The sequence below is a fragment of the Paramesorhizobium salinisoli genome, assembly GCF_003335045.1.
Classification (GTDB): Bacteria; Pseudomonadota; Alphaproteobacteria; order Rhizobiales; family Rhizobiaceae; genus Paramesorhizobium; species Paramesorhizobium salinisoli.
The window spans coordinates 425,906-451,901 of sequence record NZ_QOZG01000002.1 but is presented as its reverse complement, the minus strand read 5'-3'; the positions used below and the strand labels follow the sequence as shown (position 1 = coordinate 451,901).

The following is a 25,996-nucleotide window of genomic DNA, read 5'->3' as shown; positions in this document are numbered from 1 at the left end:
ACGAAATCAGGCCGCAGCCATTTCGGTCGGCGGCTTCATGGCGCCGGTCATCAGCGCCACCGCATCCGACATCGTGTAATCGGACGGCTTGATGACGGCAAGCCTGCGCCCGAGGCGATGGATATGAATGCGGTCGGCGACTTCGAAGACATGCGGCATGTTGTGCGAGATGAGCACGATGGGCATTCCCCGCGCCTTCACATCCTGGATGAGATCGAGGACGCGGCGCGATTCCTTGACGCCGAGTGCGGCCGTCGGCTCGTCCATGATGATGACCTTGGAGCCGAAGGCGGCGGCGCGCGCCACCGCCACCCCCTGCCTCTGCCCGCCTGAAAGCGTCTCCACTGCCTGGCCGATATTCTGAATGGTCATCAGCCCGAGCTCGGAAAGTTTTTCGCGCGCGGTTTTTTCCATGGCCGTGCGGTCGAGCATGCGGAACACGCTTCCCAGCACGCCAGGCTTGCGGAGCTCGCGCCCGAGAAACATGTTGTCGGCTATCGACAGCGCGGGTGAGAGCGCCAGGTTCTGGTAGACGGTCTCGATGCCCGCCGCCCGCGCGTCCATCGGCGAGCGGAAGTGGATAGGCTTGCCGTCGAGCCGCATCTCACCCTCGTCAGCAGAAACAGCGCCGGACAGCGCCTTGATGAGCGTCGATTTTCCCGCGCCATTGTCGCCGATCACGGCAAGGATTTCGCCGGGATAGAGATCGAAATCGGCGTGGTCGAGGGCCGTGACGCGGCCGTAGCGCTTGACCAGGCCGCGGGCGGTGAGGATTGGTTGCACGGTCGCGTTCATGCTGCAGCCTTTCTGATCCACTGGTCGATTGCGACGGCGGCGATGATGAGAACCCCGATCATCAGATAGGTCCATTGCGGATCGGTCCCCCACAATCTGAGGCCGAGCGCGAAGACGCCGACGATCAGCGCGCCGAACATGGTGCCGAGGATCGAGCCTCGGCCGCCGAACAGCGAGATGCCGCCGATGACCACCGCCGTGATCGATTCGATATTGGCGAACTGCCCGGCCGTCGGCGAGACGGAGCCGAGGCGGCCGATGAGCGCCCAGCCGGCGAGCGCGCAGATGATGCCGCTCAGCACATAGACAGAGACCAGGATGGGCTTTACCCGCACGCCGGAGAGCTCCGCTGCGTCGGGGTCGTCGCCGATGGCATAGACATGGCGTCCCCATGCGGTGTGGTTGAGGACATACCAAAGCAACATCACCAGCACCACGAATGTAATGACGCCATAGGTGAACACCGCGCCGCCGAACCGTACATTCTGCCCGAAGAATTGCAGGATTGGCGCCCCGGCGCTGATATCCTGCGCCCGGATGGTCTCGTTGGCTGAGTAAAGGAAATTCGTCGCCAGGATCACCTGCCACATGCCGAGCGTGACGATGAAGGGCGGCAGCCTGACATAGGCTATGAGAAAGCCGTTGATGAAGCCGCACAATCCGCCGACGGCAAAGCCGCAGAGCACGGCAAGTTCCGCCGGCAGGCCGTAGCGGAACGTGAACTGGCCCATCACCACCGACGACAGCACCATGATGGCGCCGACCGAGAGGTCGATGCCCGCCGTCAGGATCACCAGCGTCTGCGCCGTCGCGACAATGCCGGTGATCGCCACCTGCTGCAGGATGAGCGTCAGCGCGAAGGCGGAGAAAAATTTCGATCCCACGAGGACGCCGAAGACGACCAGCGAGACCAGAAGGACGATGAGCGGCACCGCGGCCGGGTTCCCATGCAGGAACTCCCGCCCCCGCTGCATGAACGTCTTGCCGGGCCCATCGAAGGAAGCAACTTCCCGGGCGCTGCCCGAAAGCACGCTTTCGAATTCCTGTGACGGCGTCGATGCCGGTTTCGGCTGGGTCATGGATAGCTCCTCATACGCAGGCTGTAGCGTAAAACGGGAGACGGCATCGATGCCGTCTCCCGCTCAATCCCTGGGATTGATCAGCCCCAGCACTTCTCCAGTGCGGTCTTCGTGTCGATCGAGGGGACGCCCTCGACCGGCTTGTCGGTGACCAGCGCCACGCCCGTATCGACGAAGGCCTTGCCTTCGGTCGGCTTTGGCTTTTCGCCCGTATCGGCGAACTTCTTGATCGCCTCGATGCCGAGTGCGGCCATCTGCAGCGGATACTGCTGCGAAGTCGCGCCGATGATGCCTTCCTGCACGTTCTTCACGCCCGGGCAGCCGCCATCGATGGAGACGATCAGCGTATCCTTCTCGCGTCCGAGCGCCTTCAGCGCTTCATACGCGCCAGCTGCCGCCGGCTCGTTGATGGTGTGGACGACATTGATTTCCGGATCTTTCTGCAGAAGGTTTTCCATGGCGCGGCGGCCGCCTTCCTCGTTTCCATCCGTCAGGTCGCGGCCGACAATGCGCGCATCGTCTTCGTCACCAAGCTTCGTCTCGTCCTTCGGATCGATACCGAAGCCCTTGTCGAAGCCCTGGTCGCGCAGCACATCGACGCTCGGCTGCGCCGCCGTCAGGTTGAGGAATGCGACCTTGGCGTCCTTGGCCTTGTCGCCGAGCGTGGCGGCGGCCCATTTGCCGACCAGTTCGCCGGCAAGGAAATTGTCCGTGGCGAATGTGGCGTCGGCGGCGTCAGCCGGTTCGAGCGGCGTGTCGAGAGCAATCACAAGGATGCCGGCGTCGCGTGCCTTCTGCAGGCTCGGCACGATGCCCTTGGTGTCGGAAGCGGTGATCAGGATACCCTTGGCGCCATCGGCAATGCAGGTCTCGATGGCAGCCATCTGGCTTTCGCTGTCGCCGTCGATCTTGCCCGCATAGGTCTTGAGGTTGACGCCCAGTTCCTTTGCCTTGGCCAGCGCGCCTTCCTTCATCTTGACGAAGAAGGGATTGGTGTCGGTCTTGGTGATGAGGCAGGCGCCGACATCGGCGGCATTGGCAGGCATGGCGGCCACGCCGAGCGCAAAGGCGGCGAAAGCCGACGATAGAATCATCTTCTTCATGAATTCCTCCCGGAATATGCCGGTAATGGGCCGGCTTTGAATGAGTTATGGGCCGATATGCTCGATTTGACGCATTACCCGCCCTGGTTCAGCGCATGATCCTGCCGCAGCGGTCTGGCCGTTTTCAGGCAATCATACACTAAATACGCCAGCCTCGTGATCGAACATTTGATCCAAATGCCAGCACATTCGTCATGAGGGAAACATGCGAAAGAGGGATCTGTCAATAAATAAATCCGCTTGATTTATTAATCCTCTATGCGAAGCTCGATGAAGGGTATGCTGCCTGGTGGCGTGCCCCAACGCCGTACGAATCAGTTTAACACTTTGAAATATTGGAGTGTTTCGTTTCGGAAGCGGAAAGCTTGAAAATACGACTGGCGGTTCAGGATAGATCATGACTGCAGATAGGGGAAAAGAAGAGAAGCCCGCCGTGGGAGCTCGCACCAGTGGGTTCAAGCCGGAATATGCAGTCGAGCACAGCCTCGCCATTAGCCGCGGATCGAACCAGACGGGCGTGCGCGCCTATAATGAGCGCCTCGTCCTCTCCCTCGTCCGCCGCCACGGCGCGCTGCCACGTGCCGATATAGCGCGGCTGACTGGACTTTCCGCGCAGACCGTCTCCGTCATCATGCGGGGATTGGAGGAGGATGGGCTCCTGACGCGCGGCGAACGCGTGCGCGGCCGGGTGGGGCAGCCTTCGACGCCGATGCGTCTTGCCGCAGAAGGCGTTTTCTCCTTTGGGCTGAAGATCGGCCGGCGTAGCGCCGAACTGATCCTGATGGATTTCCTCGGCAATATCCGGATGCGCCTCCACGAGACCTATCGCTGGCCTGTTCCCGATGCCATCAGGCAATTCACCCTCGATGGAATCAGCCGTTTCAACGCCTCTCTCGATGCGGCGCAGCGCCGCCGCATTGCCGGGCTCGGCATCGCCGTCCCCTTCGAATTGTGGAACTGGGTGGAGGAAGTCGGCGCGCCACAGGCCGATCTCGACGCCTGGCGCCAGGCCGATCTCGTCCGCGAATTCGCGGCACATTTCCCTTATCCGGTCTTCATGCAAAATGACGCCACCGCCGCATGCGGAGCCGAACTGACCTTCGGGCGCGGCCCCGATTTCACTGATTTCGTCTATTTCTTCATCGGCTCCTTCATCGGCGGCGGCGTGGTGCTCAACAACGCGCTTTATGCCGGTCGGACCGGCAATGCCGGCGCGGTCGGCTCGATGCCGGTTCCGGGGCCAGTCCCCAGGCCGGTTCGCGGGTCCGATCCGGGCGGGAAGGACAAGCCGCGACAGCTGATTGATGCCGCTTCGGTTTTTGTGCTGGAGCGCATGCTGCAGGAGCGCGGCGACGATACGTCGGGTCTCTGGCTGTCGCCGGAAAACTGGGATGATTTCGGCGCGCCCGTCGATGAATGGATAGCACTCACCGCCCGCAATCTCGCGCATGCCACCGTCGCCGCCGCCTCGGTCATCGATTTTTCCGCCGCCATCATCGATGGCTGGCTCCCCGTTTCCGTGCGCCACCGCATCGTCGAGGCAACGCGACTCGAGATCGCCGGGCTCGACCTCCAGGGCATTTCCGCGCCCGAAATCGTCGAGGGCAAGGTCGGCGTTCATGCAAAGGCCGTGGGCGCCGCCAGCCTGCCGCTCTTCAATCGCTATCTCTTCGACCAGAACGTCCTGTTCAAGGATGCGGTTTAGGTTGGTTCTTCCTTGACTGGAAGGCTGGATGCTCGAGTCATGTTGCACCGCCGGGACAATGGAGACGGTGAGGAATGGTAGAGACCCTCATCCTTTCCGTCGCCATGGCGGAAGCGGGCTCGCCTTCCGCACGAATTGTTATTCGCAAACAACAAACTTGATCTATTGTGTCGCACAACCGGCATGGAAACCGGTGATATCCGGCATAGCTTTTTCGCGCTGAGAAATTTCCAACCAGGGGTCCGCATGACTGTTCTGACCATTGCCACCAAGCCTTATGACGACCAGAAGCCCGGCACTTCGGGCCTGCGCAAGAAGGTGCCTGAATTCCAGCAGCCCAACTACGCGGAAAATTTTATCCAGTCGGTGTTCGATTCGCTCGAGGGCTTCAAGGGTAAGACGCTGGTGCTCGGCGGCGACGGGCGGTATTACAACCGCGAAGTCATCCAGAAGGTGCTGAAGATCGCCGCCGCCAATGGTTTCGGCAAGATCATGGTCGGCCAGGGCGGCATTCTCTCGACGCCCGCCGCCTCGCATCTCATCCGCAAATATAAGGCGTTCGGCGGCCTCATTCTTTCGGCAAGCCACAATCCCGGCGGACCGAAGGAGGATTTCGGCATCAAGTACAATATCGGCAATGGCGGCCCTGCGCCGGAAAAGATCACCGAAGCGATCTTCGCCCGCTCGAAGATCATCGATCGCTACCTGATCCTGGATGAGGGCGATATCGACATCGACGCCATCGGGAACAAGACACTCGGCGACATGATCGTCGAGGTGATCGATCCCGTTGCCGATTATGCCGAGATGATGGAGACGTTGTTCGATTTCGATGCGCTCCGCGCGCTGCTGCAATCCGGTTTCACCTTGCGTTTCGACGCCATGCATGCCGTCACCGGCCCCTATGCCAAGGAGATCTTCGAGCGCCGCCTGGGCGCGCCCGACGGAAGCGTCATCAATTTCGTGCCGCTAACCGATTTCGGCGGCCACCACCCCGATCCCAATCTGGTCTATGCCAAGGGTCTTTACGATCTGATGATGTCGGCGGATGCGCCGGATTTCGGCGCGGCATCCGATGGCGACGGCGACCGCAACCTGATCATCGGCAGGGGCATTTTCGTCACGCCGTCGGATTCGCTCGCCATTCTCGCCGCCAACGCGCATCTGGTTCCCGGCTATAGCAGCGGGTTGAAGGGAATCGCCCGCTCCATGCCGACCAGCGGCGCTGCCGACCGGGTGGCCGAGAAACTCGGTATCGGCATGTATGAGACGCCGACCGGTTGGAAATTCTTCGGTAACCTGCTCGACGCTGATATGGCGACGATCTGCGGTGAGGAAAGCTCGGGCACGGGATCGAACCATGTCCGCGAGAAGGACGGGCTATGGGCAGTGCTGCTCTGGCTGAATATTCTCGCAGTGCGCCGGGAGAGCGTCAGGGATATCGTGGTCGGGCATTGGAAGACCTATGGCCGCAACTATTATTCCCGCCACGATTACGAGGAAGTCGATGCCGCCGCGGCCAACAGGCTAATCACAGAATTGCGCGAGAAGCTCGCGAACATGCCGGGCACGTCATTTGGGGACCTGACCGTCACCAAGGCGGATGATTTCGCCTATCACGATCCGGTCGATCATTCCGTCAGCAAGCATCAAGGTATCCGCATCTTCTTCGAGGGCGGCTCGCGCCTCGTCTTCCGCCTGTCCGGCACCGGCACTTCGGGCGCCACGATCCGCGTCTATATCGAGCGCTTCGAGCCCGACCCCGCGCGCCACGGTCTCGACACGCAGGCAGCCCTGGCCGATTTGATCAGGGCATCACACGAAATCGCGCCGATCGAAGCCTATACCGGCCGCGACAAGCCTAGCGTGATTACGTGATCGGGGAGGGGGCTTGATACGCCCCCTCACTCGAAAACAATCGCCGGCGCGGGTCTCGTCTGTGACGCGCGCGCGGTTTCGACCCCTTGCCAGACCTCGGCGGCGATATCGCGATAGATCTTCGCGTGCACGCCATCGGGTTCGCTGATGGTTACGGGCGTTCCCGCATCCGACATCTCGCGGATTTGCATGTGCAGCGGTATTTCGCCGAGGAACGGCACGCCGAGGCGTTCCGCTTCCCTGCGCGCGCCGCCATGGCCGAAAATGTCATAGCGCGTGCCGGTATCGGGGGCGATGAAATAGCTCATGTTCTCGATGATGCCGAGCAGCGGCACATCGACCTTGCGGAACATGTGCAGCCCCTTGCGTGCGTCGATCAGCGCGAGGTCCTGCGGCGTCGAGACGATGACGGCGCCGGCGAGCGGCACCTGCTGCGCCATGGTCAGCTGGGCGTCGCCCGTGCCGGGCGGCATGTCGACGACGAGCACGTCGAGCTCGCCCCATTCCACCTCGCGCAGCATCTGCGTCAGCGCCGACATGACCATCGGCCCGCGCCAGATCATCGGCGTTTCCTCATCGACGAGGAAGCCGATCGACATCACCTTCAGGCCGTAATTCTCCATCGGCTTCATGATGCGGCCGGAGACTGTTTCCGGGCGGCCGGAAATGCCGAGGAGCCGGGGCATGGAAGGACCATAGATATCGGCGTCGAGAATGCCCACCTTAAGGCCATTCGCCTGCAGCCCGAGCGCCAGATTGACGGCTGTCGTCGATTTGCCGACGCCGCCCTTGCCCGAGGCCACAGCGATGATCGCGCCGACGCCGGGAATGCCCGGCTTGCGGGACGGCTGGCCCTGCGGACCGCCCGCGCCCGGTGTGTGCGTGTGCGTGTGCGCCTGCGGCACGCGCGGCGATGGAACCGCGCCCGCTGGCGCCGGTCGCTGCGGGATGGGCTGGGATGCAGGACGGGAAGCTGGACGCGGCGGCGGCGCATCGTCACTGGTCCTGCCACCCTTCTTTTCCGCTGTCAGCGTCACGAGCGCGCTCTCGACGCCCGGTATCTCCTTCACCACCCTTTCGGCAGCGGTGCGCAGCGGCTCCAGCTCCTGCGCCCGCTCGGCGGGCACGGTGATCGAGAAGAAGACTTTTCTGTCGGCGATGAAAATATCCGAGATGAGGCCGAGCGCGACGATGTCGCTTTCGAAATCCGGCCCGGTTACCGTCTTGAGCCGCTCAAGAACCTGTTCGCGCGTTACGCCTGTCATTTCATCCCATCCCGCTCGGCTCTCTCTGGAGCGCCTTCATATACAGTGAGAGCGAATTCTCCGCTCCAACCTGATCCGCCTGAAATAATGCAGTTCGATGCAAAGGCCAATGGCGCAGGCGTTCAACATTGCGGTGGGACGCCAGACATCGGGAACAATCCGCAGTCGGATCACTTAGAACGGGTCCTCCCCAACTACCGGCGCGGGCCTTGAAACCCGTGCCGGTCCTTTTTTCTCTCTCTGGTCCAACTGTACGGCCGACTGCTCGCTTTGTCGCATTCCAAGCGCGGCGGTCTTGCGCTACGAACAGTTCGCGGCGTCTAATAGCGCTGGAAAACGGGAAAATCATGCGCGAAACTCTGTTAAACGGGCGAAATATGGTGCGCTTCTTCTGCGCATTCGCGCTTGTTTTGCTTGCTTTTGCGCATAAACCGGTCATTTTAAGCCCCAATAGCGGCATCGATCTGTCCGCCTACACCTTGCCTGACGGCACCGTGCCGGTGCTTTGCCTGCCCTCCGGCGGCAATGGCGACACTCATGACCATCGCGACGAGCATCAGTACGGCAATGCGTGCGAGGCCTGCCGTATCTCGGCCGCCTTCGCCTGTCCGGTGCCGCCGAAAACCGCGGGTCCGGTCCTCAGCCCCGGCGAAATCATCGCATTCGCACCGGCGGTTCCCGTCATCTGGCGAGATACCTATCCGCCCTCTGCGCCGCCGCAAGCCCCGCCTTTCGTCTGACCTGAAAGCATCTCCGAACGGTCTTGTGATTCCCCACGGCCGCCAATCGCATTGAAATAGTTCAGGATCAAAGACGATGAAAAACACGACATGCGCCGCATTCGCGGCAACGCTTCTGGCATTTTCCGGCCTTTCCGCCCCCGCCCTGGCCCACGCCACGCTCGAAAAAGCCGAGGCCAAGGCGGGCAGCACCTACAAGGCCGTTCTGCGCGTTCCCCATGGCTGCGACGGCAAGGCGACCACGGCCGTTACCATCAAGCTGCCGGAAGGTTTCATTTCCGCCCAGCCCATGGCGAAGCCCGGCTGGAAAATCGAAACCGTGAAGGGCGACTACCAGAAGGCCTATACCGTTCACGGCAAGGAAGTCCGCTCCGGTATCGGCGAAGTCCGCTGGACGGACGGCAATCTGCCGAGCGATTTCTATGATGAATTCGTCGTCGTCGGTAAATTGGCGAATTTCGACAAGGACACCACCCTCTATTTCCCCGCCACCCAGCTTTGCGGCGCGGACGCTTCGGTAAGCTGGACGGAAATCCCCGCCGAGGGGCAGAACCCGCATGATCTGGAGGGTCCGGCGCCGCAGCTTACGGTGATCGCGGCTTCCGGAGATGAACATGCGGGCCATGGCGATCATGGTGGCATGGAGCACGCCGCCGTCAAGGCAGGGCCGGTGGAAATCACCGGCGCGTTCGTCCGCGCCATGGTGCCGGGAGCCAAGGTCGGCGGCGGCTATGTCAAGCTCGACAATGAAGGCGGGGAAGCCGACCGGCTCGTCGCCGCATCATCGCCCGCCGCCAAGCGCGTCGAAATCCATGAAATGACCATGGAAAACGATGTGATGAAGATGCGGGCGCTGCAGGACGGCGTCAAACTGCCGGCCGGAGAAACCGTCGAATTGAAGCCGGGAGGCATGCATCTGATGTTCATGGATGTGGCGAAACCCTTTAGGGAAGGCGACAGCGTGCCGGTGACGCTCGAATTCGAGAAGGCGGGCAAGGTGGATGTGATGTTCAATGTCGGGGGCGCCGCAGCCTCCTCGATGGAGCACCAGCACTGATGAACACGCGAGTTATCCGATACGGGCTCTGGGCGGCGATAGCCGTCCTCGGCCTGTTGCTCGCCGTGACCTATGGGCTCGGCAAGTTCCAGTCCGGCGCCCAGGTGACGGAACTGGGCGTTCCGTTCACCTTGGTGGACCAGGATGGCAACCCGATCACCGAAAAGGCCATTGAAGGTCATCCGAGCGTGCTGTTCTTCGGTTTCACCCATTGCCCGGATGTCTGCCCGACGACGCTCTACGAACTCGCCGGCTGGCTCGGTCAGCTAGGCGACGAAGGCAAGGATCTGCGCGCCTTCTTCGTCACCGTCGATCCCGAACGCGACACACCTGAGGTAATGAAAGCCTATACCGGCAATTTCACCGACCGTATCACCGGGATCACAGGTGATCCGGCGGAGATGGCGAAGCTGATCGGCGGCTGGAAGGTCTATGCCAAAAAGGTGCCGCTCGACGATGGCGGCTACACCATGGACCATACCGCCTCGGTCTTTCTCCTCGACCGCGACGGCCGGCTGAAGGGGACCATCGCGTATGGAGAAGATCCCGCGACCGCGCTGCAGAAGCTGAAGCGGTTGATCGCCGGTTGATCCCCCGCTTCCACTCGACGAGGGGGATCGAGCCGGGCCGATTCCCCCGTCAGCGCGGTGGTCTGGATAAACATGACAATTGTACTCTAGAATAATTCTAAAGTATTGATATATATATAGATTTTCAAAATTAGTGTTGACATCCTAGTAATCTGGCGGCTTTATGCAAGCCTGCCCCGCATGGGCATACCCTTTGATGTCTGGGCCTTGAACCCGTTCGATTGGAGGACCTGATGATTGGTCTTGATCTACACCGCCTCGGGGCGGTGGAAGGGCTGTCCTGGCAACTGGATCTGCTGCCGACCGGCCGTTTTTACCCGCAGCCGGCGCATCCGCGCTTGGGTGTATCCAAAGCCTGTGAAAGCGCGAAATGCGCATCCTGTCATGGCGAAATGCCGGGGAGGCGGGCATGAACATGCGCATTTCCGAGCTTAACGGTTCCAATAGCTGCTATTTCGACCGTATTCCGGAAAAGCTGGTGCTGGAAGGCTATCGTCGCTGGACCTCGGGCTTCGAGACCGGCTCCGTCATCCCGTGGGAAATGGCGTGGACGCTCTACACCGAGGCACTGGGGGTGGCGGCGGGCAAGCAGGCACTGGCCGAGCTGTCGCATTTCATCCGAGTGCTCAACCATTGCGCCGCCTGTCCGCTCCGGGCGTTTCCCTTTGATTCGCATCATGTCTGCCGGGAGGAATGCCTGACGCTGGGGCTGGTTTCGGCCATGCAGAACGGCGATGCACCGACAGCGCATACCTGCCTCGCCGCCATTTCATGTCCGGTGCGCTGCGACGAAGTGGCCGATGCGGCCCGCATTTTCGCCGACACTCTGGCCGATTTCGGTCAGACTTTGCTGCCAATACCGAAGCACGCCATCGACGACATTCTCTTCCGCCCGAAGCGGGCTACTTTCCACTAAGGAGACGGATCATGAATTCACGGACTGAAAAACGTCTAGGTATCGCCGCCGCCGCAGCACTCACGGTGGCTATTTTCATCATTCCCGCGGGTGCCGAGATGAGCCCCGAACGTGCCGAGATCGCCCTCGATCGGGCAGTGATCCACTATGCCTACGCTGAGACAGCATCACTGGTAAGGGATATCTCGCACAACGTGCGCAATAATTGATAACCGCTCCTGCGGAAGCAACGGCGGCTATAAACATCGCCGCGAGCGGCCTCTGCACACGCGGGCTCGGCAAGTGCGTTATCGATTCAGCATGTCTCTTGGGATGTAATTCCCCGTTTATCCCCTCGTTGCGCGGAAAATTTTTATAAATCCCACTAAAATAGGTGGTTTATAGCATCCTGCATTCTCCGGTGATCTGATAGGTTTTGTCAGGTAATCAGCACCGGAGGCAGCGCAATGGCCCGATATACTCTGTCCGTCCCCTTCGCGGCACTCCTTGCCGGAGCCGTGGTTTTCGGTGCGGTCCCGCAGGGCCTTGCCGACCAGACCATCCTCAATATTTCCTACGATCCGACGCGCGAACTCTACAAGGATTTCAATGCCGCCTTTGCCAGGCATTGGCAGGCCGAGACCGGCGAAACGGTGACGATCCGCACCTCGCATGGCGGTTCCGGCAAGCAGGCCCGCTCCGTCATCGACGGCATCAATGCCGATGTGGTGACGCTGGCGCTCGAAAGCGACATCACGGCCATCGTCAAGCAGTCCGGCAACATCGATGCAAACTGGCGCCAGCGCCTGCCGAACAATTCGGCACCCTATACGTCGACCATCGTCTTCCTCACCCGCAAGGGCAATCCGAAGGGCATCAAGGACTGGGGCGATCTCGTCAAGGAGGGCGTCGAGGTCATTACCCCCAATCCGAAGACTTCAGGCGGCGCGCGCTGGAATTACCTGGCGGCGTGGGCTTGGGCCTACAAGCAGTACGATGGCGATGAAGCCAGGATAAAGCAGTATATGAGCGAGCTGTTCCAGCATGTGCCGGTGCTCGACACCGGCGCGCGCGGCGCCACGACCACATTCGTCCAGCGCCAGCTCGGCGACGTGCTGCTGGCGTGGGAAAACGAGGCCTATCTCTCGGTCGCGGAGTTCGGCGCCGATGCATTCGACATCGTGGTGCCGCCGCAATCGATCCTCGCCGAGCCTCCGGTCGCGGTCGTCGACAAGAATGTCGATGCAAAGGGCACCCGCAAGGTCGCGGAGGCCTATCTGCAATATCTTTACTCCGAGGAAGGCCAGCGCATCGCCGCCAAACATTTCTACCGTCCCGCCAAGCCCGAGCTGGTTCCGGCGGATGAGCGCGCCAAACTTCCGGACTTGACGCTGGTGACGATCGATGATCCCGTTTTCGGCGGGTGGAGCAAGGCGCAGCCCTATCACTTCGGCGATGGCGGCACCTTCGATCAGATATACAAGCCCGGCAAATAAGGGCTCCGATGCAAACAAGGGGCCTCGATAAAGATAATGGGAACGATATGAAATGACCTCCATTCCTGTCTCGTCGCGGGCAGGGTGGCAGATGAAAAAGCCGAGTATCATTCCCGGCTTCGGGTTGACGCTCGGCTTCAGTCTTGCCTACCTCGCGCTGATCATCCTTATTCCGCTATCCGCCCTGATCCTGCGCACGACATCGCTTGGCTGGTCGGGATTCTGGGCGGTCGCCACGGATTTGCGCACGATACGCGCACTGGAGACGAGCTTCGGCACCTCCTTCGTCGCGGCGTTGATCAATGTGGTTTTCGGCGTCATCGTAGCCTGGGTGCTGGTGCGCTACCGCTTTCCCGGCAGGCGTTTCGTGGACGCCATCGTCGATCTGCCCTTCGCGCTGCCCACCGCCGTCGCCGGCATCGCGCTGACGGCGCTCTATGCGCCCAACGGCTGGATCGGCAGCCTCCTCGCCCCGCTGGGCGTACGCATTGCCTTCACCAAACTCGGCATCATCGTGGCGCTTGTGTTCATCGGCTTGCCCTTCGTCGTCCGCACCGTGCAGCCGATCATGGAAGAGATCAGCCGCGAAATCGAGGAGGCGGCGGCGACGCTCGGCGCGAGCCGCTTCCAGACGATCTGGCGCGTGCTTCTGCCGGGCCTGCAGCCGGCCATCCTGACCGGCTTTGCGCTCGCCTTCGCCCGCGCCGTCGGTGAATATGGCTCCGTCATCTTCATCGCCGGCAACACACCCTACCAGACCGAGATCGCGCCGCTCCTGATCGTCATCCGCCTGGAGGAATATGATTATGCCGGCGCCACGGCTGTCGCGACGATCATGCTGATCATTGCCTTCATGATGTTGTTCATCATCAACCTCATCCAGGCCTGGAGCCGCAGGAGGTATGGTTATGGCGCCTAACCCGGTAAAGGTGCGGCGGCGGGCAGGTCAGCCTCCACGCCACAGCGCGGTGACCGAGAGCCCCGGCGCGCGCTTGGGCTTGATGGCAATCGCCTTTGCCTTTCTCGCCTTGTTTCTGCTCCTGCCGCTTGTTTCCGTTTTCGTCGAGGCATTCAGGAAAGGCGCGGGCGAATATATCGCCTCGCTCGTCGAGCCTGACGCCCTCGCCGCCATCCGCCTGACATTGACGGTCGCAGCCATCGCCGTGCCGCTCAATCTGGTCTTCGGTGTTGCCGCGGCCTGGGCGATCGCCAAGTTCGAGTTCAAGGGCAAGGCGTTCCTGACGACGCTGATCGACCTGCCGTTCTCGATCTCGCCGGTCATTTCGGGCCTCGTCTTCGTCCTTCTGTTCGGGGCGCAGAGCGTGCTCGGTTCCTGGCTGAGGAGCCACGGCGTCGAGATCCTGTTCGCCGTGCCGGGCATCGTGCTGGCGACGATTTTCGTCACCTTTCCCTTCGTCGCGCGCGAGCTGATTCCACTGATGCAGGAGCAGGGCACCGGCGACGAGGAGGCGGCGCTTTCACTGGGCGCCAATGGTTGGCAGACATTCTGGTATGTGACGCTGCCCAACATCAAATGGGGTTTGCTTTACGGCACACTTCTCTGCAATGCCCGCGCCATGGGGGAATTCGGGGCCGTGTCGGTGGTCTCGGGCCATATCCGCGGCCTGACCAATACCATGCCGCTGCATGTGGAAATTCTCTATAATGAATATAATTTCGTCGCCGCGTTTGCGGTGGCGTCGCTGCTTGCACTGCTTGCCCTCGTCACGCTGGTTCTCAAATCGCTTCTCGAAATGCGATACAGTGCCGAGCTGGCGGCGAGCTAGAAGCATGATCCCGAACCGAAGGTCAGCGTCAGCAAAAACTTGCAGACGTTTCGGATGGGATCATGCGGCTGAAACACTACATTGAAGGGAATTATGCATGGATGTTCGAGTTGTCGATGTGCGCAAGGAATTCGATCGTTTTCCGGCGCTGCACAATGTTTCTCTCGACATAAATTCCGGCGAACTGATCGCGCTGCTCGGCCCCTCCGGTTCTGGCAAGACGACCCTGTTGCGCCTGATCGCCGGGCTGGAAACGCCCACGCAGGGCGCGGTGTTCTTCGGTGAAGAGGATGCCTCGCAAAAGACCGTGCAGGAGCGCAATGTCGGCTTCGTCTTCCAGCATTATGCGTTGTTCCGGCACATGACCGTTCTCGACAATGTCGGCTTCGGCCTCAAGGTGCGCCCGTCTTCGAACCGGCCGGAAAAGGGTGAAATCCGCCGCCGCGCACTCGAACTGCTCGATTTCGTTCAACTGGGCGGGTTGGAGAAGCGCTATCCGACACAGCTTTCCGGCGGCCAGCGTCAGCGCGTGGCGCTTGCCCGCGCCATGGCCATCGAGCCGCGGGTGCTGCTGCTCGACGAGCCCTTCGGCGCGCTGGACGCGCAGGTGCGCAAGGAGCTGCGCCGCTGGCTCCGGGAAATCCACGACAAAACGGGATATACCACCGTATTCGTCACCCATGACCAGGACGAGGCGCTGGAACTGGCCGACCGCGTCGTCGTCATGAGCCAGGGCCGCATCGAGCAGATCGGCACCCCAGACGAGGTTTACGATCGGCCGAATTCCCCCTTCGTCTATGGCTTCATCGGCGAATCGAGTTCGCTTCCGGTCAGGATGGAGAATGGCGCCGTATGGAGCGCCGACCGCAATATCGGCCTGTCGGCGGGCGACATGCCGGACGGCGAGGCGACCCTCTTTTTCCGCCCGCACGATGTGGAACTGCTCGAAAGCTCGGCGGGCGGCTGCATTGTCGGGACGGTGGTGGCAAGCCGCCGGGCCGGCGGCACGCGCCGCGTCGAGCTGGAAATTGGCGGCGGGAGCGACCGCATTGAAATAGAAGTGCCGGCCGAACATCCTGCCGCCGACAAGAGCAGCATTGCCTTCAAGCCCAGGCACTGGAAGCTTTTCCCGGTACAAGGATGATGCGGGGCTTTTACTGGCAGTGACGCGGCGTACAGAAGCGCCTTGCGGATGCATTCCATCTAACGCAAGATTAATGTACACAACGATTTGTGCGTTGCGGATGAAACGATTTAGCTGAACTCAGGGCTCTCCTGACGCAATTTGGCCAAAACTAATCAGCAACCACGGGTCGAGGCTGGGGCGCATCGTTTCCAAGGGTGCAGTGCGGGAAAGCCGTCTGCTCCGGCGCCCTGGCCTGGAACAATAAAAAACTGTCTCATTCATAAGGCTGCAAAGGCATATGCCGGCTTTGTCTTTTTCCATGTCTTCCCTGTCGTCGCTCTTTTCCCCCAAGATTGATGGGAAACTTCTTCCCGAGCTGCCGAATCCCATTCGTGCAGCCTACAAATCCCCCGAAGAGCTGCAGGAGCTCGCGGCGGCGGTTGCGCAGAAAGAGGATATCCGGCTGCCGGGATACGAGCCTTTCGCCTTCGAAAGGCGGCTGTCGGAAAATGCAGGGCTGATCCTGGAGGTCTACCGTTCGTCCGATGCCGCGGCTCGCGCCGGAGAAACGATCACGCCGGCGGCGCAATGGCTGCTCGACAATCATTATACCGTAGACAAGAACATTCAGCAGGTGCGCCGCGATTTCCCCACGCGCTTCCTCCGGCAATTGCCGCCTTTTCCGCCGGTCGACGGAATGCCGCGCATCTTCGCTCTGGCCTGGCTCTATGTGGCCCACACCGACAGTGTTTTTTCGCTGAAGACCCTCACCGCGATTGTCAATGGTTTCCAGTCCGTGGAGCCGCTGCGCATTGGTGAATTGTGGGCGCTGCCCTCCGCCGTGCGTTTCGTCCTCATCGAGAATGCCCGCCGTCTGGCGCTACGCGTCGAACGCGCCCGTGGGATGCGTGATTTCGCCAACATCGTCGCCGACAAGATCGCCCTTGCCCAGTCCAAGGAGGACATGAACGAGGTTCTGTCCCAATATGGCGAAGCGGCCTGCGACAGCACTTTTGCGACCCACCTCCTTTACCGGTTGCGCAACAGCTCGACCGATGTCGGGGCTGCCGCCGACTGGCTGGAAGGCGAACTCGAAAAGCACGGCAGCGATGCCGAGGATGCCATCATCCAGGAACACGCCCGCCAGTCGACCGGCGGCGTTTCCATGGGCAATATCATCCGCAGCCTCAAGTCGATCGACGACGTGGATTGGACGGCATGGTTCGAGACCGTCAACGAGGTCGATGCCATTCTGCGCGAGCACAGTGACTTCGAAAAACTGGATTTCCGCTCCCGCAATGCCTATCGCGTCACGATTGAAAAGATGGCGCGCCATTCCCGCCTGGGCGAGATCGACATCACATGGGCGGCGCTGAAGCTAGCCGAAGATGGCAATCGCGCCGAAGTCGCCGGGCATGAAGAGGCCAAAGGCACCGGAGCCGTCGCCTATTATCTCGCGGGTGAGGGTCGGGGGGAGCTCGAGCGTATCTGCGGCTACAAGCCGCCTCTGTCGCTGCGCCTGTTGCGCTTCTACCGCGGCCTCGGCCTCTGGGGCCTTGCGACGCCGATCGCCGTCCTGACGCTGATCACGCTGGCCCTCGTCCATTTTTGCCTGACCCGGCTGGGCCTGTCGGACGGCACAGCCGCCGCCTTCACCCTGCTTGCCGTCTTCCCGGCGGTCGATGCGGCCTATGCATTGTTCAGTTCGCTGGTGCCATGGTTCATCCAGCCGACGCGGCTCATCGGTTACGAATACAAGGAAGGCCTGCCGGCGGAAGCCCGCACGCTGGTGGCGGTGCCGACCTTCATCACCTCGCGTGATTCCGTCGATGAGCATGTCCGCAATCTCGAGGTCCATTACCTCACCAACCCGCGCGGCGAGGTCTATTTCGCCCTGGTCAGCGACTGGATGGATTCGGACCAGGAGATGACGGCGGCCGACATGGAGGTGCTCGAATATGCGCGCGCCGAAATCGCCAAGCTGAACTATCACTATACCGGCGAGAGCCAGCCGCGCTTCTTCGTCCTGCACCGCCGCCGCCTGTACAATCCCAAGCAGGGTTGCTGGATGGGCTGGGAGCGCAAGCGTGGCAAGCTGCACGAACTCAACCTGCTCCTGCGCGGCGATCAGGACACCAGCTTCTTTCCTGCCGACGAGCGACTGCCGTCTGGCATAAAATTCGTCATGACGCTTGACGCCGACACGCGCCTGACGCCGGAATCCGTCACCTATCTCGCCGGCAAGCTCAGCCATCCGCTCAACCGTCCGGTCGTCGATGAAAAGACGGGGCTTGTGATGCGCGGTTACGGCATCCTGCAGCCACGCGTCACACCGTCGCTGACGACGGGCGACGATGCGTCTTTCCTGCAGCGCGTCTTCTCGGTCAATCGCGGCATCGATCCCTATGTCTTTGCCGTTTCCGACGTCTATCAGGACATGCTGGGTGAGGGCACCTTCACTGGCAAGGGTCTCTACGATATCGATGCGTTCGAAAAGGCGCTGGCCGGGCGTATCGAGGAAAACACCATCCTCAGCCACGATCTCCTTGAAGGCGGCTATGCGCGCAGCGCGCTGGTCAGCGACGTGGAAATCATCGAGGATTATCCGACCGGATACAATGTCGACATATCGCGCCACCATCGCTGGGCGCGCGGCGACTGGCAGCTTCTGCCCTATCTATTCTCGACCGATCGCAGCGTCACCGCGATCACACGCTGGAAGATGGCGGACAATCTGCGCCGCTCGCTCAATCCGATCCTCTGGCTCATCGCGTCCGTGGCCGGCTGGTCGTTCCTGCCGCTCGGCGCGGCGGCGCTGTGGCAGTTCTTCCTGCTGGCAAGCATGTTCGTCGCGCCGACTTTCGGCCTGATCACCAATCTCATCCCGGCCAGCATGGACTATTCGCTGAAGGGCCATCTGCAGTCGATCCTGACCGACATCACGCTCGGAACAGCGGATGTGGCGCTGCGAACGACCTTCATCGCCCATTCGGCTTTCCTGATGGCTGATGCGATTTTGCGCACGCTATACCGCCTCACCGTCTCGCATCGCAATCTGCTGGAATGGCGCACGGCGGCGCAGGCGAAGTCCTCGCCCGACACGCTCGGCTATTATACAAGGCTGATGTGGCCCGCCATGGCCATCGCGCTCGTAGCGCTGCTGATCCCGGTTCTGTTTGAAGGCAAGGGGCTTCTCATCGCGCTGCCCTTCGTGCTCATCTGGTTCTGCTCGCCACTCATCGCCTGGCTCGTCAGCCGTTCTGCCAAGCCGCAGGACACGCTGGAGGTCCGTTCCTCCGACAAGGGCGATCTGCGCCGCTTCGCCCGCCGCACCTGGCGTTATTTCGAGACCTTTACCAATGCGGACCACAATCATCTTCCGCCGGACAATTTCCAGGAAGATCCGTTCCCGATCGTCGCCCCGCGCACGTCGCCGACCAATATCGGCGTCTATCTTCTCTCCGTCGTAGCTGCCCGCGATTTCGGCTGGATCGGCTTTGCCGACACGCTGGGCCGTATCGACAATACGCTTTTGACCGTCGAGAAGATGGAGAAGTATCGCGGCCATCTCTATAACTGGTACGACACGACCAGCCTCAAGCCCTTGATGCCGCTCTATGTCTCCTCCGTCGACAGCGGCAATCTGGCGGGCCATCTGGTCACGCTTTCCTCGGCGCTCGAGGAATGGGCGGAGGCACCGTCCGTCTATATCCACAGCGATCTCGATGGCATTCTCGACGTCAACGATATCCTTGAGGAGACGATCGCCGAAATCCCCGACGACCGGCGCATCCTGCGTCCGTTGCGCCGCCGGCTGGAAGAGCGGATTTCCAATTTCCGCCGCGCTGTCCGGTCGGTGAAGGAGGAGCCCGAGACCGCCTCCTTCCGCACGATCAACCTTTCGCTCTTCGCCAATGACATTGTCCGGCTGACCGATGAACTGAACAGTGAGATCGGCAGCCCCGAGAGCCTCGCCGCCAGCCAGTGGGCGCGTATCCTGGTCGATACCTGCAAGGCGCATACCGACGACGCTATCGGCGAGCATGACACGGACGCATTGCGCGAGCGGCTGCGCAACCTTGCCACGCGCGCGCGCCAGCTTGCCTTCGACATGCAGTTCGATTTCCTCGAACGCAAGGAACGCCGCCTGCTTTCGATCGGCTATCGTGTGCAGGAAAACGAATTGGACGAGAGCTGCTACGATCTGCTCGCTTCGGAAGCCCGCCTGGCAAGCCTGTTCGCCATCGCCAAGGGCGATATTCCGGTGGATCACTGGTTCCGTCTCGGACGGCTTCTCGTTCCCGTGGGCTGGAAGGGCGCACTTCTGTCCTGGTCCGGCTCGATGTTCGAATATCTGATGCCGCCGCTCGTGATGACCGAGCCGCTGGGCTCGATGCTGGACCAGACCAACAAGCTGGTCGTCAAGCGCCAGATCGAATATGCGACCTCGCGCGGACTCCCCTGGGGCATTTCGGAAGCCGCCTATAATGCGCGCGATTCCGAGATGAACTACCAGTACACCAATTTCGGCGTGCCGACGCTTGGACTGAAGCGCGGTCTTTCCCGCAATGCGGTGATCGCGCCCTATGCGAGCCTGCTGGCCGCGCAGTACCAGCCGGCGGAAGCCGTGGCCAATCTCAAGCGCCTCAAGGCGCTGGGCGCGCTCGGTCCCTATGGCTTCCACGATGCAGTGGATTTCACGCCGTCGCGTGTTCGCGAGGGCGAGAAATGCGCCATCGTGCGCAACTACTATGCCCACCATAGCGGCATGTCGATCATTGCCGTCGACAACGTCATATTCGACGGCCGCATGCGCGAGCGCTTCCACAGCGATCCGGTGATCGAGGCGGCGGAACTGCTGCTCCAGGAAAAGGCGCCGCGTGAAATTCCGATGGTTCACGCCAAGACGGAAAATCCGATGCGGGTCGACAATGGCGGCTTCGACGACGCGCCGATGCGGATCATCGAGACGCCGCTCAGGGCGCCGCGCGCCACGCAACTGATGTCGAACGGCCAATACGCCGTGATGCTGACCGCCAGCGGCGCGGGATACAGCCGCTGGAATAATCTGTCGATCACCCGCTTCCAGCCGGATGCGGCCGAGGACATGCAGGGAACCTTCCTGTTCCTGCGCGATGTCGAAAGCGGCAACTGGTGGTCCGCGACAGGGGAGCCGACCCGCAGCATCGAGGACGAGACGAAGACCGTTTTCACCGACGACAAGGCCGAGTTCTTCAAGACCGTCGGCGATATCAAGACTGTCGTCGAATGCGTCGTCGCCTCCGAATCCAACGGCGAGGGCAGGCGTATCGACATCATCAACACCAGTTCACGCGACCGCGTCATCGAGGTGACGTCCTACGCCGAGCTGGTGCTGGCCCCTGATGAGACGGACAGCGCCCATCCGGCGTTCTCCAAGATGTTCGTGGAGACCGAGATCGCCGCCAACGGCACGACGGTCTACGCCACAAGGCGCAAGCGCGCGCCGTCCGATCCCGATATTCACGTCGCGCATTTCGTTGCCGACCTGACAGGCGCGGCGCGCGAGGCGGAGGCCGAGACCGACCGCCGCGTCTTCATCGGGCGCGGTCGCAGCCTGCGCAACCCCGCCGCTTTCGAACCCGGTTCGCGCCTGACGGGCAGCCAGGGCTGCGTGCTTGATGCGGTCGCCTCCGTGCGCTGCCGCGTGCGCGTTCCCGCCCGCAAGAAGGTGAGCCTGGTCTTCTGGACGCTCGCCAGCGATTCGCGCCAGGGCATCGAGGAAGCTGCCTCACGCTATCGCCATCCCGAATGTTTCGCGCGCGAGTTCTCCCTGTCATGGACCCGCTCGCAGGTCCGCCTGCATCATATCGGCATCGGCCCGGCAGAGGCCGCCGAATACCAGAAGGTCGGGACCTATCTCCTTTATCCCGATCGGGCGCTGCGCCAGTCGCCGGAGGCAATCGCCACCGGCCTCGGCAAGCAATCGGAACTCTGGCCGCTCAGCATATCGGGCGACTTCCCGATATTCGCCCTGCGCATGGACAATGAAGCGGCACTCGACGTGCTGCGCGATGTGCTCAAGGCGCAGGAATACTGGCGCGCCAAGGGACTGGTCGTCGATGTCGTCGCCATCAACGAACGCTCGTTCTCCTATGCCCAGGATTTCCACCGCGGTATCGAATGGGTCTGCGACAATTATCGCGCCCGCGGCGCCTGGGCCGGTCCGCGCCAGCACATCTTCGCGGTGCGCCGCGACCTGATGAGCGACGAGACCTACAATACGCTGCTCGCTTCCGCCCGCATCGTCATGCACGCGCAGAACGGTTCGCTTGCCGAGCAGCTTCGCCGCACCGAGGAGATATCAGGCGATCTCGCCGCGCGCAGCGAAAGCATCGCCGAAGCCGAAAGCGCACCGGCCGCCGCCGAGCGCGCTGCCGAAACGGCAAAGCTGCCAGCGCCCGCAAACGCTACATCGCCGAAAAAGATGGCCTTGCCGGAAGGCGGGGATCTGCAGTTCTGGAACGGCTATGGCGGCTTTGACGCTGAAGGCGACTATGTCGTCCGCCTCAACGGACTGCGCACCACACCGCATCCTTGGATCAACGTCATCTCCAATCCGACGTTCGGTTTCCATGTCTCGGCCGAAGGCGCAGGCTTCACCTGGGCCGGCAACAGCCGCGATTATCAGCTGACGCCCTGGGCCAACGATCCGGTGGCGAACCGTCCCGGAGAGGCGATCTATGTCGTCGATCTCGAAACGGGCGTCGCCTGCTCACCGGTCGCGGCTGTCTTGCGCGACGAAACAGCGGTCTATGAGGCGAAGCACGGCCACGGCTATTCCAGCTTCTCCTCCGAGCAGAACAATCTGGCGATGACGCTGACCCACATCGTCGATACGGAAAACCCTGTACGGCTGTCGCGGCTGCTGATCACCAACCGCAGCCAGCTGCCGAAGCGGCTGCGCGTCTATGGCTATGTCGAATGGGTTTTGGGCAATGTCCGCGCCAAGAATGCGCCGTTCATCGTGCCCTCGCATGATGCCAAGCTCGGCGCTCTCTTTGCCCGCAATCCCTATCATGTGGAAAAATCGAACCAGATCGCCTTCTTCGCCGGTTCGATCGCACCGGCGACGGTGACAGCCGACCGCGTCGAGTTCATCGGCGCCACCGGTTCGGTCGAGCGGCCTGATACCGTCGTTCAGGGCAGGACCCTTTCGAACACGGTTGAAGCCGGGCGCGATCCATGCGCGGCTCTCGCCTTCGATATCGATATAGCCGGCGGTGCGGAGAAGGAGATCGTCTTCTTCATCGGCAGCGCCGACGGCGAGGATGAGGCGCGCCGCCTCATCGCGGAAGGGAAGAAGAAATCCTTCGACAAGACGCTTCAGGCGGCACAGACCTTCTGGAAGGATTTCCTCGGCGGACTGCAGGTGGAAACGCCGGATCCGTCCTTCGACCTCATGGTCAATCGCTGGCTGCCCTATCAGAGCCTAGCCTGCCGTATCTGGGCGCGCGCTGCGTTCTATCAGGCAAGTGGCGCCTTCGGTTTCCGCGATCAGCTGCAGGACACGCTGGCGCTTCTGGCGCTCGATCCATCGCTGGCGCGCAAGCAACTGGTCAACGTTGCATCGCGGCAGTTCCGCGAGGGCGATGTGCAGCATTGGTGGCTGCCTGCCACGGGCGCGGGCGTGCGCACGCTGATATCGGACGATGTCGTCTGGCTCGGCTATGCCGCAGCCCTCTATACCGAGGTCACGGGCGACGTCGCTGTTCTCGACGAACAGGTGCCGTTCCTAGAAGGAAAGGCGCTCGCAGAGGGCGAACACGACGCCTTCTATGAACCGGCTGTCTCCGAGGACACGGTTGGCATTTACGAGCATTGCGCGCTGGCGCTCGATCTTGCCATCGCCCGAACTGGCCAGAACGGCTTGCCGCTGATGCTCGGCGGCGACTGGAACGACGGCATGAACCTCGTCGGCATCCATGGCAAGGGCGAGAGCGTCTGGCTCGGCTGGTTCCTTGCCCATACGCTGCGCAACTTCATCCCGATCGCCGAGGCGCGCAAGGATCAGGCACGTGCCGAGGCCTGGCGCCAGCATTTCGCTGACCTCAAGGTTGCGCTCGAAGCGGCTGGCTGGGACGGCGAGTGGTACCGCCGGGGCTATTATGACGACGGTACGCCACTTGGCTCGAAGGAAAGCGACGAGTGCCGCATCGACGCCATTGCCCAGTCCTGGGGTGTGCTCTCGGGTATCGCCGATCCAAAGCGGGCCGAGCGAGCGATGCAATCGGTGCGCGAGCATCTTCTCGATAAGGAAGGTGAGTTGCTGCGCCTGTTCACGCCGCCTTTCGACAAGACGGAGCAGGAACCCGGCTATATCAAGGGCTACCCGCCTGGCGTGCGCGAGAATGGCGGCCAATATACCCATGGCGCAACCTGGGCGATCCTGGCGTTGACGAAGCTTGGCAAGAATGAAGAGGCCTATCGCTGGTTCCAGATGATCAACCCGATCCATCACAGCAGCGATCCCGACGGCTACCGTGTCGAGCCCTATGTGGTTGCCGCCGATATCTATTCCGTGGAGCCCCGGCGGGGGCAGGGCGGCTGGACCTGGTACACCGGCTCCGCCGGCTGGCTGTACCGTGTCGCGACGGAAGGCATTCTCGGCCTGAACCGGCGTGCCGACCGGCTGTTCATCGATCCGGCGCTGCCGCCGGAATGGGACGGCTGCAAGATCTCGCTGCGGATCGGTGAAGCCACCTACCGCATTACGGTCAAAACAGGCGCGAAGGTCAAATCCGTCAAGCTCGACGGCAAGAAAGTGCCTCAGCCTGAGGAGGGTATTCCGCTGAAGAAAGCAGGCGATCACGAAATCGTGGTGGAGCTTCCCAAAGCAACCGCAAAAAGCTAAACGAAGAGGCGGGATTTTCCCGCTCCTCATTTGCGGCGGCTTTGATTGTCCTTGCACATGCAAGGTGATGGGCTGCCTTCGACAGCAAGTCCGGTGCGTTGCTCGATAACGCTGCCCGGCAGTCAGCAGATAGCGCGCGTCCATGCCGGTCCGGCAAAATGGGGGCATTGGGTGGAGATCGGGGCAGTATGGCCAAAACTGATATCGCGCGGCGTGTCTACAATCACACGTGGAAACTCGACCCGATCATCCGCAGCCTGCTGGATACGGATTTCTACAAGCTCCTGATGCTGCAGATGATCTGGGGCCTCTACCCCAAGGTCGACGCCACATTCTCCCTTATCAACCGCACGACCTCCGTGCGCCTTGCCGATGAGATCGAGGAAGCGGAGTTGCGGGCCCAGCTCGACCATGCGCGCACGCTCCGCTTCGGCAAAAAGGAAATGATCTGGCTGGCGGGTAACACCTTCTATGGTCACAAGCAGATCTTCGCGCCGGAATTTCTCGCCTGGCTCGCCGATTTCCAGTTGCCGGAATATGAGCTGGTCCGGCGCCATGGCCAGTACGAGCTGACTTTCCATGGCCCGTGGATGCACACCACCATGTGGGAGATCCCGGCCCTCGCCATCATCAACGAATTACGCTCCCGCGCGGCGATGAAATCGCTCGGTCCCTTTTCGCTCGATGTGCTCTACGCCCGCGCCAAGGCGAAGATGTGGAGCAAGGTCGAACGTCTGCGCCAGCTTCCCGATCTCAGGATTTCGGATTTCGGCACGCGCCGTCGCCATTCCTTCCTGTGGCAGCGCTGGTGCGTCGAGGCCTTGAAGGAAGGGATCGGCGAGGCCTTCACCGGCACGAGCAACGTGTTGCTCGCCATGGATAATGATCTCGAAGCCCTCGGCACCAATGCGCATGAACTGCCGATGGTTCTCGCTGCCCTGTCCAGGAACGACGAGGAGTTGCGCACCGCCCCCTATCGCGTGCTGCAGGAATGGAACCGCTATTACGGCGGCAATCTCCTGATCGTGCTCCCCGATGCGTTCGGCACCACCGCCTTCCTGCGCGATGCGCCGGATTGGGTCGCCGACTGGACGGGTTTTCGCCCGGACAGTGCCCCGCCGATCGAAGGCGGCGAACGCATTATTCGCTGGTGGAAGGAGAAGGGCAAGAACCCGCGTGAGAAGATTCTGATCTTCTCCGATGCGCTCGATGTCGATACCATCGAGGAGACCTACCGCCATTTCCATGGCAGGGTGCGGATGAGTTTCGGCTGGGGCACCAATCTCACCAATGATTTCGCCGGATGCGCCCCGACGGATGTCGAGGGCCTGACCGCGATCTCGCTGGTCTGCAAGGTCAGCGAGGCGAATGGCCACCCGGCGGTCAAGCTTTCGGACAACCCGCGCAAGGCGACGGGCGATCCGAAGGAGGTTCAGCGTTATCTCGAATTCTTCGGCAACGAGGATCGCGTGGAGCATCTCGTGAAGGTTTAGACAGGTCCAAGGAGGGTAAGTCACGCTTTTCGGAGGAGGCAGGTGCTGTTTCCCACGAAAGTACGGGTTACCTTCTGCCTGGGCTTGTGCAAGC

The 25,996-nt window shown here is 61.6% G+C and carries 18 protein-coding genes; 14 read left to right on the top strand and 4 right to left on the bottom strand.

Annotated features, from left to right (window positions below; all coding sequences use genetic code 11):
- Positions 1-6 precede the first annotated feature (6 nt).
- The 3 genes from DUT91_RS05650 to DUT91_RS05640 all read right to left on the bottom strand — a co-directional run bounded on the left by DUT91_RS05650 (position 7) and on the right by DUT91_RS05640 (position 2,977).
- Positions 7-795: an ATP-binding cassette domain-containing protein gene (locus DUT91_RS05650; RefSeq protein WP_114439377.1), complete on the bottom strand. Its 789-nt coding sequence runs from the start codon at positions 793-795 to the stop codon at positions 7-9.
- Positions 792-1,874, bottom strand: a complete 1,083-nt coding sequence (locus DUT91_RS05645) for an ABC transporter permease (RefSeq protein WP_114439376.1) — start codon at positions 1,872-1,874, stop codon at positions 792-794. The genes DUT91_RS05650 and DUT91_RS05645 overlap by 4 nt, the downstream gene beginning before the upstream one ends.
- Before the next feature lie 80 nt (positions 1,875-1,954).
- Complete coding sequence (locus DUT91_RS05640) at positions 1,955-2,977, bottom strand: sugar ABC transporter substrate-binding protein (RefSeq protein WP_114439375.1); 1,023 nt, start codon at positions 2,975-2,977, stop codon at positions 1,955-1,957.
- A gap of 397 nt (positions 2,978-3,374) precedes the next feature.
- On the opposite strand from DUT91_RS05640, the gene DUT91_RS05635 reads away from it, so the two are divergent.
- Positions 3,375-4,682 carry an ROK family transcriptional regulator gene (locus DUT91_RS05635; protein ID WP_114439374.1) on the top strand — a complete coding sequence of 436 codons (1,308 nt, stop codon included), beginning with the start codon at positions 3,375-3,377 and terminating at the stop codon, positions 4,680-4,682.
- A gap of 246 nt (positions 4,683-4,928) precedes the next feature.
- Entirely contained in the window at positions 4,929-6,560 is a 1,632-nt protein-coding gene (locus tag DUT91_RS05630; protein WP_114439662.1) for an alpha-D-glucose phosphate-specific phosphoglucomutase, read from the top strand.
- A 26-nt stretch (positions 6,561-6,586) separates the two neighbouring features.
- Here the strand turns inward: DUT91_RS05630 and DUT91_RS05625 are convergent, their stop codons facing one another.
- The gene (locus tag DUT91_RS05625; protein ID WP_114439373.1) at positions 6,587-7,825 is read right to left on the bottom strand and encodes an Mrp/NBP35 family ATP-binding protein; all 1,239 of its coding nucleotides are present in this window, start codon (positions 7,823-7,825) and stop codon (positions 6,587-6,589) included.
- A gap of 347 nt (positions 7,826-8,172) precedes the next feature.
- On the opposite strand from DUT91_RS05625, the gene DUT91_RS05620 reads away from it, so the two are divergent.
- From DUT91_RS05620 to pncB, 12 genes are all read left to right on the top strand, one after another.
- Positions 8,173-8,565, top strand: coding sequence for a hypothetical protein (locus DUT91_RS05620; RefSeq protein ID WP_114439372.1), 393 nt, complete (start codon positions 8,173-8,175; stop codon positions 8,563-8,565).
- Between the two features lie 76 nt (positions 8,566-8,641).
- Complete coding sequence (locus tag DUT91_RS05615; RefSeq protein WP_114439371.1) at positions 8,642-9,622, top strand: DUF1775 domain-containing protein; 981 nt, start codon at positions 8,642-8,644, stop codon at positions 9,620-9,622.
- Complete coding sequence (locus DUT91_RS05610; protein ID WP_114439370.1) at positions 9,622-10,212, top strand: SCO family protein; 591 nt, start codon at positions 9,622-9,624, stop codon at positions 10,210-10,212. Before DUT91_RS05615 ends, DUT91_RS05610 begins: the two co-directional genes overlap by 1 nt.
- Positions 10,213-10,445: 233 nt before the next feature.
- Positions 10,446-10,625 (top strand): hypothetical protein, encoded by a 180-nt coding sequence (locus DUT91_RS25485; protein ID WP_147272158.1) that lies wholly within the window; start codon positions 10,446-10,448, stop codon positions 10,623-10,625.
- Positions 10,622-11,128: a hypothetical protein gene (locus DUT91_RS05605; protein WP_200834907.1), complete on the top strand. Its 507-nt coding sequence runs from the start codon at positions 10,622-10,624 to the stop codon at positions 11,126-11,128. The genes DUT91_RS25485 and DUT91_RS05605 overlap by 4 nt, the downstream gene beginning before the upstream one ends.
- 11 nt (positions 11,129-11,139) lie before the next feature.
- The gene (locus DUT91_RS05600) at positions 11,140-11,337 is read left to right on the top strand and encodes a hypothetical protein (RefSeq protein ID WP_114439369.1); all 198 of its coding nucleotides are present in this window, start codon (positions 11,140-11,142) and stop codon (positions 11,335-11,337) included.
- Positions 11,338-11,574: 237 nt separating this feature from the next.
- Positions 11,575-12,603, top strand: coding sequence for a sulfate ABC transporter substrate-binding protein (locus DUT91_RS05595; RefSeq protein ID WP_114439368.1), 1,029 nt, complete (start codon positions 11,575-11,577; stop codon positions 12,601-12,603).
- A 52-nt stretch (positions 12,604-12,655) separates the two neighbouring features.
- On the top strand, positions 12,656-13,522 hold the full coding sequence (gene cysT / locus DUT91_RS05590; RefSeq protein WP_114439367.1) for a sulfate ABC transporter permease subunit CysT: 867 nt from the start codon (positions 12,656-12,658) through the stop codon (positions 13,520-13,522).
- Positions 13,506-14,390 carry a sulfate ABC transporter permease subunit CysW gene (gene cysW / locus DUT91_RS05585; RefSeq protein ID WP_425373749.1) on the top strand — a complete coding sequence of 295 codons (885 nt, stop codon included), beginning with the start codon at positions 13,506-13,508 and terminating at the stop codon, positions 14,388-14,390. Before cysT ends, cysW begins: the two co-directional genes overlap by 17 nt.
- Positions 14,391-14,487: 97 nt before the next feature.
- A complete protein-coding gene (locus tag DUT91_RS05580) occupies positions 14,488-15,534 on the top strand; it encodes a sulfate/molybdate ABC transporter ATP-binding protein (protein ID WP_114439365.1) in 1,047 nt (348 codons plus the stop codon).
- A gap of 280 nt (positions 15,535-15,814) precedes the next feature.
- Entirely contained in the window at positions 15,815-24,409 is an 8,595-nt protein-coding gene (locus tag DUT91_RS05575; protein WP_114439364.1) for a glycoside hydrolase family 94 protein, read from the top strand.
- Positions 24,410-24,597: 188 nt separating this feature from the next.
- On the top strand, positions 24,598-25,902 hold the full coding sequence (gene pncB, locus DUT91_RS05570; RefSeq protein ID WP_114439363.1) for a nicotinate phosphoribosyltransferase: 1,305 nt from the start codon (positions 24,598-24,600) through the stop codon (positions 25,900-25,902).
- Positions 25,903-25,996: the final 94 nt, after the last annotated feature.

Bases quoted from the DNA above. Each gene is read 5' to 3' on its own strand.
- DUT91_RS05650 (WP_114439377.1), bottom strand. From the start codon at position 795: ATGAACGCGACCGTGCAACCAATCCTCACCGCCCGCGGCCTGGTCAAG.
- DUT91_RS05645 (WP_114439376.1), bottom strand. From the start codon at position 1,874: ATGACCCAGCCGAAACCGGCATCGACGCCGTCACAGGAATTCGAAAGC.
- DUT91_RS05640 (WP_114439375.1), bottom strand. From the start codon at position 2,977: ATGAAGAAGATGATTCTATCGTCGGCTTTCGCCGCCTTTGCGCTCGGC.
- DUT91_RS05635 (WP_114439374.1), top strand. From the start codon at position 3,375: ATGACTGCAGATAGGGGAAAAGAAGAGAAGCCCGCCGTGGGAGCTCGC.
- DUT91_RS05630 (WP_114439662.1), top strand. From the start codon at position 4,929: ATGACTGTTCTGACCATTGCCACCAAGCCTTATGACGACCAGAAGCCC.
- DUT91_RS05625 (WP_114439373.1), bottom strand. From the start codon at position 7,825: ATGACAGGCGTAACGCGCGAACAGGTTCTTGAGCGGCTCAAGACGGTA.
- DUT91_RS05620 (WP_114439372.1), top strand. From the start codon at position 8,173: ATGCGCGAAACTCTGTTAAACGGGCGAAATATGGTGCGCTTCTTCTGC.
- DUT91_RS05615 (WP_114439371.1), top strand. From the start codon at position 8,642: ATGAAAAACACGACATGCGCCGCATTCGCGGCAACGCTTCTGGCATTT.
- DUT91_RS05610 (WP_114439370.1), top strand. From the start codon at position 9,622: ATGAACACGCGAGTTATCCGATACGGGCTCTGGGCGGCGATAGCCGTC.
- DUT91_RS25485 (WP_147272158.1), top strand. From the start codon at position 10,446: ATGATTGGTCTTGATCTACACCGCCTCGGGGCGGTGGAAGGGCTGTCC.
- DUT91_RS05605 (WP_200834907.1), top strand. From the start codon at position 10,622: ATGAACATGCGCATTTCCGAGCTTAACGGTTCCAATAGCTGCTATTTC.
- DUT91_RS05600 (WP_114439369.1), top strand. From the start codon at position 11,140: ATGAATTCACGGACTGAAAAACGTCTAGGTATCGCCGCCGCCGCAGCA.
- DUT91_RS05595 (WP_114439368.1), top strand. From the start codon at position 11,575: ATGGCCCGATATACTCTGTCCGTCCCCTTCGCGGCACTCCTTGCCGGA.
- cysT (WP_114439367.1), top strand. From the start codon at position 12,656: ATGACCTCCATTCCTGTCTCGTCGCGGGCAGGGTGGCAGATGAAAAAG.
- cysW (WP_425373749.1), top strand. From the start codon at position 13,506: ATGGTTATGGCGCCTAACCCGGTAAAGGTGCGGCGGCGGGCAGGTCAG.
- DUT91_RS05580 (WP_114439365.1), top strand. From the start codon at position 14,488: ATGGATGTTCGAGTTGTCGATGTGCGCAAGGAATTCGATCGTTTTCCG.
- DUT91_RS05575 (WP_114439364.1), top strand. From the start codon at position 15,815: ATGCCGGCTTTGTCTTTTTCCATGTCTTCCCTGTCGTCGCTCTTTTCC.
- pncB (WP_114439363.1), top strand. From the start codon at position 24,598: ATGGCCAAAACTGATATCGCGCGGCGTGTCTACAATCACACGTGGAAA.